General features: G+C 44.7%; 12 protein-coding genes, 1 other RNA gene and 1 other annotated feature. Of the genes, 2 read left to right on the plus strand and 11 right to left on the minus strand.

Features of this window, described 5'->3' with window-relative positions; all coding sequences use genetic code 11:
- Nucleotides 1-158 precede the first annotated feature (158 nt).
- From M3221_RS00005 to M3221_RS00050, 10 genes are all read right to left on the minus strand, one after another.
- Complete coding sequence (locus M3221_RS00005; protein ID WP_251269528.1) at nt 159-1,406, minus strand: EAL and HDOD domain-containing protein; 1,248 nt, start codon at nt 1,404-1,406, stop codon at nt 159-161.
- 104 nt (nt 1,407-1,510) lie between these two features.
- Nucleotides 1,511-2,272, minus strand: coding sequence for a tRNA threonylcarbamoyladenosine dehydratase (locus M3221_RS00010; protein ID WP_242233369.1), 762 nt, complete (start codon nt 2,270-2,272; stop codon nt 1,511-1,513).
- Between the two features lie 39 nt (nt 2,273-2,311).
- A non-coding RNA gene (gene ssrS, locus M3221_RS00015) (6S RNA) lies at nt 2,312-2,498 on the minus strand.
- 91 nt (nt 2,499-2,589) lie between these two features.
- Nucleotides 2,590-4,362, minus strand: a complete 1,773-nt coding sequence (aspS, locus tag M3221_RS00020) for an aspartate--tRNA ligase (protein WP_251269529.1) — start codon at nt 4,360-4,362, stop codon at nt 2,590-2,592.
- Complete coding sequence (gene hisS, locus M3221_RS00025; RefSeq protein WP_251269530.1) at nt 4,363-5,640, minus strand: histidine--tRNA ligase; 1,278 nt, start codon at nt 5,638-5,640, stop codon at nt 4,363-4,365.
- Nucleotides 5,641-5,697: 57 nt separating this feature from the next.
- Nucleotides 5,698-5,908: a binding site (T-box leader), on the minus strand.
- Between the two features lie 74 nt (nt 5,909-5,982).
- Nucleotides 5,983-6,426, minus strand: a complete 444-nt coding sequence (dtd, locus tag M3221_RS00030) for a D-aminoacyl-tRNA deacylase (protein WP_251269531.1) — start codon at nt 6,424-6,426, stop codon at nt 5,983-5,985.
- 19 nt (nt 6,427-6,445) lie between these two features.
- A complete protein-coding gene (locus tag M3221_RS00035) occupies nt 6,446-8,644 on the minus strand; it encodes a RelA/SpoT family protein (protein WP_251269532.1) in 2,199 nt (732 codons plus the stop codon).
- A 118-nt stretch (nt 8,645-8,762) separates the two neighbouring features.
- Nucleotides 8,763-9,278 carry an adenine phosphoribosyltransferase gene (locus M3221_RS00040; protein ID WP_251269533.1) on the minus strand — a complete coding sequence of 172 codons (516 nt, stop codon included), beginning with the start codon at nt 9,276-9,278 and terminating at the stop codon, nt 8,763-8,765.
- Nucleotides 9,275-11,611, minus strand: coding sequence for a single-stranded-DNA-specific exonuclease RecJ (recJ, locus tag M3221_RS00045; RefSeq protein WP_251269534.1), 2,337 nt, complete (start codon nt 11,609-11,611; stop codon nt 9,275-9,277). Before recJ ends, M3221_RS00040 begins: the two co-directional genes overlap by 4 nt.
- A gap of 104 nt (nt 11,612-11,715) precedes the next feature.
- Nucleotides 11,716-12,051, minus strand: coding sequence for a LapA family protein (locus M3221_RS00050; RefSeq protein ID WP_242233362.1), 336 nt, complete (start codon nt 12,049-12,051; stop codon nt 11,716-11,718).
- 127 nt (nt 12,052-12,178) lie between these two features.
- On the opposite strand from M3221_RS00050, the gene M3221_RS00055 reads away from it, so the two are divergent.
- Nucleotides 12,179-13,225, plus strand: coding sequence for a C45 family autoproteolytic acyltransferase/hydolase (locus tag M3221_RS00055; RefSeq protein WP_251269535.1), 1,047 nt, complete (start codon nt 12,179-12,181; stop codon nt 13,223-13,225).
- Nucleotides 13,226-13,266: 41 nt separating this feature from the next.
- On the opposite strand, the gene gltP is transcribed toward M3221_RS00055, so the two are convergent.
- Nucleotides 13,267-14,547 (minus strand): glutamate/aspartate:proton symporter GltP, encoded by a 1,281-nt coding sequence (gene gltP, locus M3221_RS00060; RefSeq protein ID WP_251269536.1) that lies wholly within the window; start codon nt 14,545-14,547, stop codon nt 13,267-13,269.
- Nucleotides 14,548-14,878: 331 nt separating this feature from the next.
- Between gltP and M3221_RS00065 the strand changes: the two genes are divergently transcribed.
- Complete coding sequence (locus M3221_RS00065; RefSeq protein WP_251269537.1) at nt 14,879-16,108, plus strand: ATP-binding protein; 1,230 nt, start codon at nt 14,879-14,881, stop codon at nt 16,106-16,108.

The following is a 16,108-nucleotide window of genomic DNA, read 5'->3' on the forward strand; positions in this document are numbered from 1 at the left end:
TAAAGGAAAAAGAACAAAAAGCCTAAAAGGAAATAGGCAGATTCCTGTTGAATTTTGAACAGGAATCTGCCTATTTTTGTTGGAGAAACAAGCAAGAATTTAAAAACGTAAGTTTTTCAGTGCCCTCCTCTAGAGGAGCTGGTGTTTTTCATTTGTCATCAGTTCATTGCCTCACTGACCTGGCTCATTTCTCCCGCCCACTGCCGGGCCTCTTCATAAATCATTTTCACTGTTTGCACATTCAGCCCAAGCTCTTGCACTTTTGTTTCAATGATCTTCCAATCCACAATATCCATACCGACCACAAGTTCTAAGAAAGGAGTGATAGGCGTGATAGTTCCCCTTAACGTTTCATTTACCTGATCAGATAATGGAATTTGCGCTAATACATCTGACATGCTGCACTTAAGCAGTACATCCACGAGTGAAAACATACCTGCAAGAAAAAACTCGGCTGCATTCCCAGCTTGTGTGTTCCTGGCCAGTTCCTCGCATGCTTTTGCGCGAAACAGCGCCGATTCCATTAATTCTTTTGTTTTGGCCGGCAAGTCCTTTTGAATTTCCCGCAGAGCCAGCATATACAGCCATTTTGTCAGTTCAATAAACCCAATCATCATAATCGCTTGTTTAATAGACTTAATCTTGGCTCTTGTACGCAGTGCAGGTGAATTGGCCAGCTTTAATAGATGATACGACAGTGACACATCCCGTTCAATCAAGCGGGTAATGTTTTCAATATCGATTTCCTCTTCCTGCAAAAGCTTGATCAAATGAAAATAAGTGACCGCATTGATCGGCAGGTATGCTGACTGAATCAGCTGCGGTTTCGCAAAAAAGTAGCCTTGAAACAGTTCGTAACCTGCCCTTTTTGCCCTCTCGAATTCTTCATGTGTTTCAACCTTTTCTGCCAGAAGCACAATATGCGGAAAATCGTTTTTCACTTTTTGTTCGATGGCCAGCCGCTCGGCGGGTGTTGTGTGTAAAAAATCTACCTTTATGTATGTAGTCAGGTTAAACAGCTCATTATACAGGTCTGTCTGCCCGCGCAGAATAAAATCATCTAAAGCAATTGAGTACCCTTTTTGTTTCAGTCTCTGAAGAACGGCAATCAGTTCAGCTGTAATTGGAATATCCTCCAGCACTTCAATAATAACGTGCTCCGGCGGAAAGTTTTCAGCCACTTTTTCTTTTAACAGCGTTTCTGTAAAGTTAATAAAACAAGGGTGCCCATGGGCTATTTTTTCTACTCCAACCGTCAAAAATGAATGAATTAACACTTCAATTGTCGCCTGATCCGGGGACACATCCGGAAAAGTATTGGTTTCGCTGTTTCGGTACAGCAGCTCATAACCAAATACGTGCTCATTGACGCTGAAAATGGGCTGGCGTGCCATAAATAAATTCATCTTTTTGTGCTCCGATCATTATTAATCTATGACATTATACCAATATATAGATAAAAAGTCCCTTTTTCAAGCAAAAAAAGTCATCCTTGGAAAAGGATGACTTTTTAATCGTTTACACGAGTGATTTTCACATCTTTTAAAATGTCACGAACAACATAGCTTGCTGCGATTAAGCCCGCAACAGATGGAACAAAAGCGTTTGAAGCGGGAGGCATTTTCGCTTTGCGAATTTCCGCCTCATCGTTGCCGACGACCTGACGTACATCTTCCCGGATCACAATTGGGCTTTCATCCGAGAAAATAACGGGAATGCCTTTTCGAATGCCTTCTTTGCGCAGGCGTGTGCGAATCACCTTTGCAATAGGATCCGTATGGGTTTTAGAAATATCGGCAATGGTAAACCGTGTCGGGTCTAACTTATTCGCCGCCCCCATGCTGGAGATGATCGGAATATTTCGGTTTAAACATTCTTTCATTAAGTGAATTTTGTAAGAGATCGTATCGGACGCATCCACAACGTAATCGAGTCCGTAGCTGAAAAACTGCTCATATGTTTCTTCTGTATAAAACATTTTCAGTGCGATCACTTCACATTCAGGATTGATATCCGCAATTCGTTCTTTCATTAGATCCGCTTTTGGCTGTCCGACTGTTGATAAAAGTGCCGGCAGCTGGCGATTAATATTTGTAATATCGATCACATCTTTATCGACCAGAATTAAGCGGCCGACTCCTGAACGGGCAAGTGCTTCCGCTGCAAATGAGCCCACTCCGCCAATGCCCAAAACGGCAACGGTTGCATTTTTTAATAGGTCAAGCCCTTCTTTTCCGAAGGCAAGTTCATTACGGGAAAATTGGTGAAGCATTTAAACAATCACTCCTGTTTTTAAGCATAAAAAAAGACGGCGAATCCCAATCGTGCCGTCGTTGTAATAACATATGTTTTGAACCCGCTCTACAGCAGGTGGGTGCCCTGTTCTGGGCGTTGCAAGTCCCCGCAAAGGGCATGTGCGCTGTCCAAAAACTCAGACTCCCTAACATATAGTGTTCGGTCAAAACAGAATGTGTAACTAACGTACACATCAGGATCCGCCTCATTGAAATCATATTATCATACGTTTTTTTGAAAATCAACTAATGATCACTGCGAATTTATCAGAAAATTAAAAACACAACTTTTTTCTTATTTCGCTGTTTGGCTGATACGTAGATGCAGTTCTTCAAGCTGTGCATTGGACACTTCGCCCGGCGCATCTGTTAATACGTCTGCTGCACTTGCTGTTTTCGGGAAAGCAATAGTATCACGCAGATTTGTACGGCCGGCAAGAAGCATAACCAAACGGTCTAAGCCCAGCGCAATACCGCCGTGTGGAGGCGTACCATATTCAAATGCATCCATAAGGAAGCCGAACTGTTCTTTCGCCTGCTCTTCTGTGAAACCAAGCAGCTTGAACATTTTTTCCTGCACATCACGTTCAAAAATACGAATCGAGCCGCCGCCGAGTTCATAGCCGTTTAACACAATGTCATAGGCTTGCGCACGTACCGCGCCCGGGTCTGATTCCATTTTCTCGATATCTTCACGGAATGGCATTGTAAATGGATGGTGCGCTGCGTAGTAACGTCCTTCTTCTTCGTCATACTCAAGCAGCGGCCAGTCTGTTACCCAAAGGAAATTGTATTTAGATTCATCGATCATGCCAAGCTCTTTACCAAGTTTTAAGCGAAGAGCACCCAATGCATCGGCTACAACCTGCTTTTTGTCTGCGACGAACATGATTAAATCGCCTGTTTTTGCTCCGGCTGTTTCCAGCATCTTTGCCTGTTCTTCGTCCGTGAAGAACTTGATAATCGGCCCTTTCATGCCGTCTTCTTCAACTTTCAGCCAAGCAAGGCCTTTCGCACCGTAAATCGCTGCAAACTCTGTTAGATGATCAATATCTTTACGAGAATACTTTTCAGCACCGCCCGGTACACAAAGCGCTTTTACTTGTCCGCCTGACTCTACAACCTGCGCGAATACTTTAAATCCAGATCCACGAACCACATCGGCCATATCGATCAATTCAAGACCAAAGCGTGTATCCGGCTTGTCAGAACCAAAACGGTTCATCGCGTCTTTATATGTCATGCGTTCAAAAGATCCATCAATGTCGAGGTTTTTCACGCGCTTCATCACTTTTTTCAGCATCTCTTCTGTCATTTGCATGATGTCTTCCTGGCTCATAAAGCTTGTTTCAATATCGACTTGTGTGAATTCAGGCTGACGGTCTGCACGCAAATCTTCATCACGGAAGCAGCGGGCAATTTGATAGTAACGATCTACACCAGACACCATAAGCAGCTGTTTGAAAATTTGCGGTGACTGCGGCAGCGCGTAAAACTCGCCTGGGTGAACACGGCTTGGAACCAGATAATCACGTGCGCCTTCCGGTGTTGATTTTGTTAAAATCGGTGTTTCCACATCAAGAAAACGATTTTCGTCTAAATAATCACGAATCGTTTTTGTTACATCACTGCGCATTTTCAGTGTTTCAAACATCACTGGACGGCGAAGATCCATGTAGCGATATTTTAAGCGGACGTCTTCGTTTACTTCCGTTCCGTCTTCAATCATGAATGGCGGTGTTTTCGCTTCGCTCAGTACGTTGATTTCCGTTACGTGTACTTCAATCGTACCAGTCGGGATGTTTTCATTTACGGTTTCCGCATCACGCTTTACAATTGTCCCTTTGACATCAAGTACATATTCATTGCGGACTTTTTCTGCCACAGCAAGTGCTTCTGCTGAAATTTCCGGGTTAAACACGATCTGCATGATGCCTGTACGGTCACGCAAATCAATAAAAATGACGCTCCCAAGGTCACGGCGGCGCTGCACCCATCCTTTTAATGATACTTCTTTTCCAATATGTTCTTCGGTCATTTCACCGTTATAAAACGTGCGTCCAAACATTTACTTCGCCTCCATTTTTGTTTTAATATAACCAGCCAGCTCATCCAGTGACACCTGGTCCTGCGAACCCGCCGCCATGTCTTTGACGGTAATTCGGTTTTCCGCCAGTTCATCTTCACCCAAAATCGCTGTAAAGCGGGCGTGCTGGCGATCAGATGCTTTAAGCTGAGCTTTCATTTTTCGGTCCTGGTAGTCACGGTCTACTGAAAGACCCGCTGTACGCAGCTCATGAACAAGCGAGACGGACCGGTCTTTTGCTGCATCTCCAAGCGCTACTACAAAACAGTCAATTCCTTGATCGATCGGCCATTCTACACCTTCTGCCTCCATCGCGGCAATAAACCGCTCAATACTGAAAGCAAAGCCGATTCCCGGTGATTCTGGACCGCCAAGCTGCTGGACAAGACCGTTGTAGCGTCCTCCTCCACACAGCGTCGTGATGGCCCCGAAGCCCTCTGCCTCGCTCATCACTTCAAAAGCTGTGTGATTGTAGTAATCAAGCCCGCGGACAAGCTTTGGATCTACGGTATATGAAATGCCGATTGCATCTAAATAGCTGGTTACTTTCTCAAAGTACGCTTTTGATTCTTCGTTTAAGTAGTCCAGAATAGAAGGTGCTGTCTGCATCAGCTCATGATTCCGGTCTTTTTTGCAATCTAAAATCCGGAGCGGATTTTGCTGCAAACGCGTCTGGCAGTCGCTGCAGAATTCCTCAATACGCGGCTCGAAATGACCGATGAGCGCTTCCCGGTGTGCATTTCGGCTGTCAGCATCGCCAAGAGAATTAATGACGAGATTTAACTTTTGAAGCCCTGCTGCTTTGTAAATATCCATTACAAGTGCAATCACTTCCGCGTCGATGGCCGGATCTTCGCTGCCAATCGCTTCTACGCCAAACTGGACAAACTGGCGGTAGCGGCCCGCCTGAGGGCGTTCATACCGGAACATCGGACCTGTGTAAAACAGCTTGACCGGCTGATCCGGGTGGCCAAACATTTTGTTTTCCACAAACGAACGGACAACCGCGGCTGTTCCTTCTGGGCGAAGGGTTAAACTGCGCTCTCCTCTGTCTTCGAACGTGTACATTTCTTTTTGAACGATATCGGTTGTATCGCCGACGCTGCGCTTGAACAATTCGGTATGCTCAAAAATCGGTGTGCGAATTTCTTTATAGTGATAACGGCGGCAGACGTCTTTAGCAATGGATTCTATGTACTGCCATTTTTCTGACTGTCCTGGCAAAATATCCTGCGTACCACGTGGAATATTCACTGACATGGTCGTTCCTCCTTTATTTGTAAAAGCACATAAAAAAACTTCCATCCCTGCACTGCGCGCAGGGACGGAAGTTTTCCGCGGTACCACCCTCGTTAAAGCCGAAGCTTTCCCTTTTTTGATAACGCAATACGCGGTTTTTCCTACTATTGTTTCAGAAAAACGCCTCAGAAGTGTCTGTTCATGAAGGTGCACCGTAAATGCTCTCAGTCGCGGCATTTTTCTCTGTCCGGGCATGGGCTTCACTACTTTTCTTCGTCTATGGCTTTTCATATGTTCTTTTATGATGGACTGGATATCCAGCCGATGAAAAGATTATAAAAAACTTTTCCCCTGATTTCAACCTTAATCTTTCGTATCAAGAATTAAGGTAACCGGACCGTCGTTTACAAGCGACACATCCATCATGGCGCCAAACACACCCGTTTCCACCTGTACGCCTTTTTCGCGGATGAGGCGGTTAAAGGCATCATATAGCCCTTCTGCCTGGGCACCGGCTGCTGCCTTCATGAAATTCGGACGCCGCCCTTTTTTGCAGTCACCGTACAAGGTAAACTGGGAAACCGATAAAATCGATCCGCCCCGCTCAAGCAGTGATTCATTCATTTTTCCCGACTCATCTTCGAAAATACGCAGATGCACAATTTTTTCGGCGAGCCAGGCTGCGTCCTGCTCCGTATCCTCATGTGTTACACCGACTAGAAGGACAAGGCCTGAGTCAATGGCTCCTTTGATTACTCCGTCCACCGTCACGCTTGCTTGTTTGCTTCTTTGTAAAACCACTCTCATTCTTCTACACCTGCCAACGTTAATTCATAATGCGGCGGACTGCATAAATGTCCGGAATTTGTTTGACCCGTTCCACCACTTTTTGCAGGTGATTCACATTACGAATAAAAATAGACATATCGATTTTGGCCATTTTATTTCGGTCTGAACGTCCAGATACCGCGGAAATATTTGTTTTTGTTTCACTGACTACATGCAGCACTTCATTTAAGAGACCTTGACGGTCGTAGCCGGAAATCTCAATATCAACCAAATACTCTTTTTGATTTGCACCGCCTGACTCCCACTCAACCGGGATCAAGCGATTTTCTGCATCGTCATCCGCCGTCACGTTCGGACAGTCTTCCCGGTGAACAGAGACACCGCGTCCTTTTGTAATATAGCCGACGATATCGTCACCCGGTACAGGGTTACAGCAGCGGGACAGCCGAATCAGCAAGTTGTCGATGCCTTTAACCGTAACACCGGCATTTTTCTTTTGAGCGGCTGGATTTGGCGGCGTTTTAATTTCCTTCACCACTTCACTCAGCGCCGCTTCCTGATCACGCTGCTTGCGAAGCTTTTCAGTCAGCCGGTTGGCTACTTGAAGAGCGGTGACTCCGTTATAACCGACTGCTGCATACATGTCTTCCTCATTCAAGAAGTTGAACTTTTCCGCCACGCGCTTTAAGTTCTGCTGCGTCAACACTTCTTTTACATCGAATTCCATATTTTTAATTTCATTCTCGACCATTTCCTGGCCTTTTTCCACGTTTTCTTCACGATTTTGCTTTTTGAAGAATTGGCGGATTTTGTTTTTCGCCTGCGACGTCTGCGCCATTTTGATCCAGTCTTTACTCGGGCCGTATGAATGCTTTGACGTCAAAATTTCTAAAATATCGCCTGTTTTTAATTTATAATCAAGCGTAACCATCTTCCCATTTACTTTTGCGCCAATGGTTTTATTGCCGATTTCTGAGTGAATACGATAGGCGAAATCAATCGGGACAGAACCGGCCGGCAGCTCCAGCACATCGCCTTTTGGCGTAAACACAAACACCATATCCGAAAACAAATCGAGCTTTAATGATTCCATAAACTCTTCTGCATCCTGCGATTCATTTTGGAAATCCAGAATTTCACGGAACCACGTCATTTTCTTTTCAAACGAAGCATTTTCGTCTACCGTTCGTCCTTCTTTATAGGCCCAATGCGCCGCAACCCCGTACTCGGCAATTCGGTGCATCTCTTCTGTGCGAATCTGCACTTCAAGCGGATCACCTTTCGGGCCGATGACCGTCGTGTGGAGAGACTGGTACATGTTCGTTTTTGGCATCGCTATATAATCTTTAAAACGTCCTGGCATCGGTTTCCAGCATGTATGAATAATGCCGAGCGCTGCATAACAGTCTTTGATGCTGTCTACGACAATACGAACCGCTAATAAGTCGTAAATTTCATTAAACTGTTTGTGCTGCATGGCCATTTTCCGATAAATACTGTAAATATGTTTAGGGCGGCCGGAAATTTCCGCGCTGATATCCATCTCATCGAGCCGTGTTCTCATTAAATCAATGACGTCATCTAAATACTGCTCCCGCTCCTCGCGCTTACGTTTCATCAAGTTGACAATCCGGTAATACTGCTGTGGATTCAAATAACGAAGTGCTGTATCTTCCAGCTCCCATTTAATCTTCGACATTCCAAGACGATGGGCAAGAGGTGCAAAAATTTCCAGCGTTTCGTTGGAAATACGGCGCTGCTTTTCCTGCGGCAGGTGTTTCAACGTTCTCATATTGTGCAGACGGTCTGCCAGCTTGATTAAAATCACACGAATATCCTGTGCCATTGCGACAAACATTTTCCGGTGATTTTCCGCCTGCTGTTCTTCTTTTGACTTATATTTAATTTTTCCAAGCTTTGTGACACCGTCTACCAGCATTGCTACTTCCGCATTAAATTCATTCGCCAAGTCCTGCAGTGTCACATCCGTGTCTTCTACCACATCATGCAGAAAACCGGATGCGACCGTTGCCGGGTCCATTTCAAGATCAGCCAATATGCCCGCAACCTGGATAGGATGAATGATGTACGGTTCGCCCGATTTACGAAACTGGTGCTTATGCGCTTCTTTTGCGTACTCAAACGCACGCCGGACAAATCCGACATGCTCTTCGTTCAAGTAGGCACGGGTCCGGTCGATGACCTGGTCGGCGGTTAATATCTGGTCTTTCGCCATATGTTTTGTTCACCTTCGCCCTTTCCGAAAAAAACTGATTGTTCTTATTATCGAAAAAAAAGCGCAGGATGTAAAGTCATCCTGCACTTTTTTTGTGAATTAGGCGATTTTTGTCGAATCAGTCGTACGGAATGATGGTTAATACATCATATCCATCCAATTTTTCGCGCCCGTTCAAGTAATTTAATTCAATTAAAAATGCAATACCTACTACAATACCGCCAAGTTGCTCTACAAGCTTGATTGTCGCTTCAATCGTACCGCCTGTTGCCAGCAGGTCATCTGTAATAAGAACACGCTGACCCGGCTTAACGGCGTCTTTATGGATCGTCAGCACGTCTTTTCCATACTCAAGCCCATATTGTACTTTGATCGTCTCACGCGGCAGCTTGCCTTCTTTACGGACCGGCGCAAAGCCAACACCAAGAGAGTAGGCAACCGGGCAGCCTACAATAAAGCCACGCGCTTCCGGACCTACAATTAAATCTACTTGTTTATCTTTTGCATACGTGACAATTTGATCCGTTGCATAACGGAATGCCTCGCCATTGTCCATAAGTGGTGTGATATCTTTAAACTGAATGCCCGGCTTTGGCCAATCCGGCACAATTTTAATATACTCTTTTAAATTCATGTTAATCGTTCCTCCCAGTGTCTAGCGGGCTGCTTCATCCATTCATCCAGAATTATTTTTAATTCACGGTAGGATGAGTACAGCAGCTTTTGTTCAAGGTTAAATTGCGTCTGCTTTCGTATGTAGGCAGGCGACTCGCTCAAATCACGCTTGTCCGCTTCTCTTTGCACTTCAATCTTTCCATTCTCTAGTTTAACAAATCCAAGCTCTAAAAACACGTTTGACATAAAACGAACAGCAGCATAAGACCAGCCCTGCTTTTTCGCCAGCAGCTCACCATGCTGTTTCACATCAAATGAGCCTCTTTTCAATAAAAATGCGTAATACCATTTGAAATGATCCCGTGTTGGCATCGAACTGAAGAAATGATTCTCCTGCGTGCTGAAATGGGCATAAATACGAGCCGGCGACTTTCCACCCAAGAGTGACTTGATCACTTCTTCCCTTTCCGGCAAATCTAACAGTACTACATTTTTGCCATCCATTTCAACGGCTTGGGCATCCTGTTCGTTTTGAACAAATACGACATTAGGATCCCCTGATGCACGGCTGAAGGATACAGCGACCTTTACATCGGGTATGTTCTTGTACCAGCTTGAAACATTTCTTCCGCCGCGCATATCAAACAGCTGGCATTCGTCCACCCGAAGGTCGCGAAGCATAAGCTGCGGGCGGCGCATATTATTCCATTCATTAATAGACAGTTCGCCAATCACCGAAATGTCTGATGTTTTCGCTATTTGATCGGCGTACTCTCCCATGCCAAAACCGACTCCGTCAATGGTCTGCCCGTTTTGTTCAAACGCTGCTTTTAAGTGCGTTTGGTTGGCGCCAATCTTTTTCATCGAAGCAATTTTAGCATCCTGGATCACAAAAAGCGGTTTCGGGTTGTTCATGCCAAACGGCGCCAGCTTATTCAGCTCCTCAATCCCCTGCACTGTAATATCAGACACCGAGGCCTGCGCATCGACTTGAACAATCGGCGTAAAATCCTCTTCCCTAAGTGTATCCTTAGCGATACGAACCATACGGCTGCGCAGCTCATCTACATCATGAATCGACAGGGTCATGCCGGCAGCCATTGGATGACCGCCGAAATGCGGCAAAATATCCCGGCAGGTTGACAAGCTTTTAAACAAATCAAAGCCTTTAATGCTTCTGGCTGAGCCTTTCGCAATGCCTTTCTCAGAATCAAAACCAAGCACGATAGCCGGCCGATAAAATGTATCAGTCAAACGGGACGCAACAATTCCGACAACACCGGGATTCCACCCTTCCTTGCCTACCACAATGACCGGGTACTCATCCGGCGGAAACTCCTGATTTACCATGTCAATTGCTTCTTTTGCCATGTCGTTGACGATAGACTGCCGTTGTTTATTCATTGCGTCAATTTCTTCTGCAAGCATCATCGCTTCTTCTATGTCTTCCGTTAACATTAATTCTGCAGCAGGACCTGCATCATCAAGGCGGCCAGCTGCATTAATACGCGGTCCGATCATAAATCCGACCGTTTCTTCATCAATAGATGACTGCTCTGTGCCCGTCTGTTTGCAAAGCGCGACAATACCCGGCCGCTCTGTCTGGCGCAGGGCGGACAGACCTTTTTTGGCAATCAGCCGGTTCTCTCCGTACAGCGGCACCAGATCGGCAATCGTGCCAATTGCAGCCAAATCAAGCAGATGTTCCGGTACTTTCCCGTATAACGCATGTGCCACCTTCAGCGCCACCCCTACACCGGCAAGATACCCAAATGGATACGTGCCCTCTGGATGCTTCGGGTGTATAATCGCTAATGCTTCCGGCAGTACAGGCCCGGGTTCGTGATGATCCGTAATAATTAAGTCAATGCCAATCTCCTTGGCCACCTGTGCTTCATGAACGCCTGAAATTCCGGTATCAACCGTAATAATCAAACCAAAGCCACTTTCTTTCGCATGACGAAAAGCCGGCTCATTCGGACCATAGCCTTCAGTGAACCGGTTCGGAATATAATAATCAGCGAGAACACCATAATCGCGAAGCGCTGTTAAAAGCAGCGACGTACTGCTGACACCGTCAGCGTCATAGTCACCAAAAACAAGAACAGCTTCTTCCCGCTCTTTCGCCTGACGAATGCGGTCGATTGCTTTGTTCATATCTTTTAACAAAAAAGGATCGTGAAAAGCGACACCTTCATCAAACAAAAATGCACGTGCTTCTTCTTTTTCTGTGATTCCCCGTCCCAATAAAAGCGATGCAGCGAGAGGGCTTGTTCCAACTTCCTCCGCAAACGCTTCACTTTTTTTGTGGTCCACTTCTTTCAAGGACCAGCGCATTTTTGGTTTCAGCATAATTTCACCCCATAACGTACTCATTATACGGGTCAATTGAACAAATGACAATATGATTCAAAAGAAGAGAGCTGAGTGGGTTTCACTCAGCTCTCCTTTTTCTTTTATGAATCACCGTCCGGCGCCAGCCGGGTTGACGTAGCAGCGGGTGTTCTCTGCTCCCGGTGCTCAAGCTTTAATTCGTGCAATTCTTTTTTTAGCTGCTCATTTTGCCGGACCAGCTCCTTACGCTGCCGCTTAAGTGCCAATGTACGAAACAAACTAAACATAAAGATAGCGAGTCCGCCAAGCAGCACAGAAAACAAAATAACAAGAATTAGCGGCCATTGTGCAGAACCAAATAGGTAATTTACCGTTACCGGATTTACATTAATGACAGCAAAAACAGCGATAACAAGTGCGAAAATCAATCCTAAAATAAGAGCTGTTTGTGTTTTCATCTTTTCCCCTCCCTACATGTCTTTACTTTTCCTTTTTCGAATTCACTTCAAACATTGGCCGGCCGCTTCTCTCTTGAATTCTTTTTCCAAAACAGGCACGATAAGAGAAAAAGAAAGCAGGAGTAGCATGCAGCGTTTTTATATCGACATTCTTCAAGGAAGAGGGAGTTATTATGATCTCGGGCTTCTTGCCGGCGAAAAATTAAAGGAATCGCCGCTTTTTGCGGCTCATCAAAAACGGCGCCAAAAGTCTCTTCGTTCTTATGATATTGATTTCAAAAAGGTAAAAGCCTACTTTCAATCCTTCCTTCCTCTTATATGGGAAGAGCTTGAGGGCCTTGCAGAGTCCCTTAGCTGGTCTTTATATGAGGTGGTTCACGAATACAGCGGTTTTCAAGCCGATGATGTAAACAGCGGATGTTCTGCCCTGATGAACAATGGCATTTTCGCAAGAAACTATGATTATCACCCGAAAACCTATGAAGGCAGACTTTTATTGTGGCAGCCTGATCATGGCTACGCTTCAGTCGGTATAAGCGGCAGGATGATTGGGCGGATTGACGGCATGAATGAAAAAGGGCTTGTGATTGGCTTTCACTTTGTAAATCGGCGTCGTGCTGAAGATGGATTTACGTGCAGCGTTATCGCTCGCATGGTGCTGGACTCGTGTGCGACAACAGACCAGGCGATCGACCTGCTTCGTTCTATTCCACATCGACATGCATTTAATTACTCTCTTTATGATGCCTCCATGCATAGTGCAGTTGTCGAAGCGTCACCACGAGGGGTACAAGTGCACAAGCAGGCTGCAGCTTGTGCGAATCATTTTCTCTCGGACACCTTATCGTCCGAAAACCGCCATCATACAGCTGAGTCTATAGAACGGCTGCAGACGCTGCAACACTTTTCCGGAACCGCACAAAGCACCATGGAACGATACAAGCTTTTCAACGATCCTGCTTATGGCATTTTTAAAAAGAAATACGCCAGCTGGGCGGGAACACTTCACACAACCGTATATGAACCGGCTTCTCTCCGGATGCTTCTTGGCGTCGGCGAAAGCGCCCATCCTCTTCCCATTGACTTCGGCCGCTGGCTGGCTGGAGAGCGGCTTCCCATTACCCGTGTGTTTGGAAAAATTGATTCGAATGAGTCGTTTTTGCATATGTCATGAGCGTACAAAAAAAGACAGGCTTTTTCAGCCTGTCTTTTTTATTATGCAGATTTTGATTGCTGTATTTGACGCACTTCTTCGAGGTATTGTCTCCCTTTCGCTTCATTGTACTGTCCTTCCCATTTAGACATTACAATAGCAGCAAGAGAGTTACCTACAACGTTAACCACTGTACGGGCCATGTCCATGATCCGGTCGATTCCCGCGATGAATGCCAAGCCTTCAACCGGGATTCCCACGCTTCCAAGTGTAGCAAGAAGCACGACGAAGGAAACGCCTGGAACTCCTGCAATCCCTTTAGAAGTAACCATTAACACAAGTACAAGTGAGAGTTGTTCTGCCATCGACAAGTCGATTCCATACATTTGCGCGATAAACAAAGCTGCAATCGCCTGGTAAAGGGTAGATCCATCAAGGTTGAATGAATAACCCGTTGGAATAACGAATGAAACGATCGCTTTCGGGCAGCCGAACTTCTCCATTTTTTCAATTAATTTCGGCAGCACTGTCTCCGAACTTGACGTGGTATACGCAAGAATCATTTCGTCTTTTAAAATTCTAAATACGTTAAAAATGTTTACTCCAGCGATTTTCGCTGTAATTCCCAATACCACAAGGATAAAGAAAATCATTGACCCGTATACAAGAATAACCAATTTGCTTAGCGGGATCAGTGATTCAACCCCGAATTTAGATACGGTTACACCAATCAAGGCAAACACGCCGAACGGCGCGAATTTCATGATTTGGTTTGTAATATAAAACATCGCCTCTGCCGTTCCCTGGAAAAATTGCAGAACCGGCTTTCCTTTTTCACCGATTGCGGCAATACCAAGACCAAATACAACAGAGAAAAAGATGATTGCCAGCATATCACCCTCTGCAAGAGACGTGAATAAGTTTGACGGCACGATATTGACAAACGTTTCAGCAAACCCATGGCTGGATGTTTCTTCTGTTGTGTCTACGTAGCTGCTGATATCGGTTTTATCCAAATTGGACATATCAACTCCAGCACCCGGCTGAAAAATATTGGCGGCAGCAAGACCGACCAAAATCGCGATTGTTGTAATGATTTCAAAGTAAAGAATTGTTTTACCGCCCAGTCTTCCAAGCTTTTTCGTGTCGCCGACACCGGCTACCCCGACAATAATGCTGGAAATGACAATCGGAATGACAATCATTTTAATGAGACGCAGAAAAATATCGCCAATTGGCTGCAGATACGTGGCAACATGCGGGTTTCCAAAAAACATGGCTCCGACCGCTATACCAAGAATTAAACCAATTAAAATCTGCCATGCTAAACCTATTTTTTTCATTTCATCAATCCCTTCCCCTTATTTATCATCCATCGCTGCATTCAACTGTCCGCCAAATGCGGCTGGTTATTCCCTAAAAAAAGCTGTCAACTGTGCTTTTTTTATTTACATCCAGATGACAGGTATACTTCCATGTATATAACTATATTTCACTACCTACAAAATCATACAATTACCTACAAAGGGAGCGTTTTTTTATATAAAAAAAACGTTAAGTTGTATTACGTATCGCCCAATTGTATACTATTCTTCATAAATCGAAACAAAAGGAGGGGTTTTTATTTTTCCTTCCCGTGCCTTTTTGAAAAATGAGCGGCTCCTGATACTTATCATGATTTTCGCTGTTCCAGCAGCAGGAGAACTGAAGATTTATCCATTTGGAGAAGTGTTCCGGATTGGCCTGGGTCCACCGGTTATGTTTTTCTTTTTGTTATATTTAAGGAAAGAACGGATCATATGGGCCGGCCTGCTTACCGCTGCAGCGGTCTTTTTATTTCGTACCGGTCTTGAGACAGCTTCTTTTCATGAACAAGATCTCATTCTTTCTTTTTCGCATCATGTTCCAGCTTTTATTTATTATTTTTCATACGCTTGTTTGTTCCGTCTTTTTTACGTAAAAAGTCATCGAAATAGGCTGCTTGGCGTTGGATTTGCCATGCTTGGAATTGATTTGGCTTCCAATTCTATCGAGCTTTTTATTGATTATCTGCTGTTTGAGATTTCTCTTTCTTTCAACGACATAAAAGAAATTATTCTGATTGCACTTGCCCGCAGTTTTATCGTTGTTAGTTTGTTGAACATGCTGAAACTAAATGAAGCGCATACAAGAGAAAAGCATATCACGGAGCGAAATGAGTATATGCTCATGCTTGTTTCCAGTTTGTATGAAGAAACCGTTTATTTAAAAAAAACGCTCACTGATGCAGAAGAAGCGACAAAAGAATCCTATCATCTCTATCGCTCTCTAAAACAGGAAGATCATCCGGCAAGCCAGGAGGCATTGAAGCTGGCGGGTAAAATTCACGATATTAAAAAAGATAATCAGCGGATTTATGCCGGACTTTCCAATGTGATTACAAACGAAAGCCCGAAAGATTTTATGAGTGCCGAGGAACTTCTTCAACTAACAGTCCAGATTAATGAAAAGTATGCTATTGCCTTAAAAAAGAAGGTGACCTTTTTATCTGCAGTATCGGGAGAGCATCCTCCGTATCATGCTTATACGTTCCTGTCCCTTCTGAATAATTTGGTTTCAAATGCTGTCGAGGCCATACCGAAGGAAGGGTTTGTCCAAATCAAGCTTTTATCACAGCAGGAGCACATTGAGCTTCAGGTGCGCAATAGCGGTCTTTCTATTTCCGATAAATATCAGAAGGTAATTTTCGAGCCGGGCTTTACAACAAAGTATGATGAGCAAGGAAACCCTTCAACAGGCATTGGGCTTGCCCATGTAAAGGAGATCGTGAATGGCTTTCATGGCAGCATTGAATTAAAAAATGAACAGGGCAGTGTTTTGTTTCAAATTAACATTCCGGTTCAGGCGTTTATGCAGAAAGGTTGA

The sequence above is a fragment of the Domibacillus indicus genome (assembly GCF_023715895.1).
Classification (GTDB): Bacteria; Bacillota; Bacilli; order Bacillales; family Domibacillaceae; genus Domibacillus; species Domibacillus indicus_A.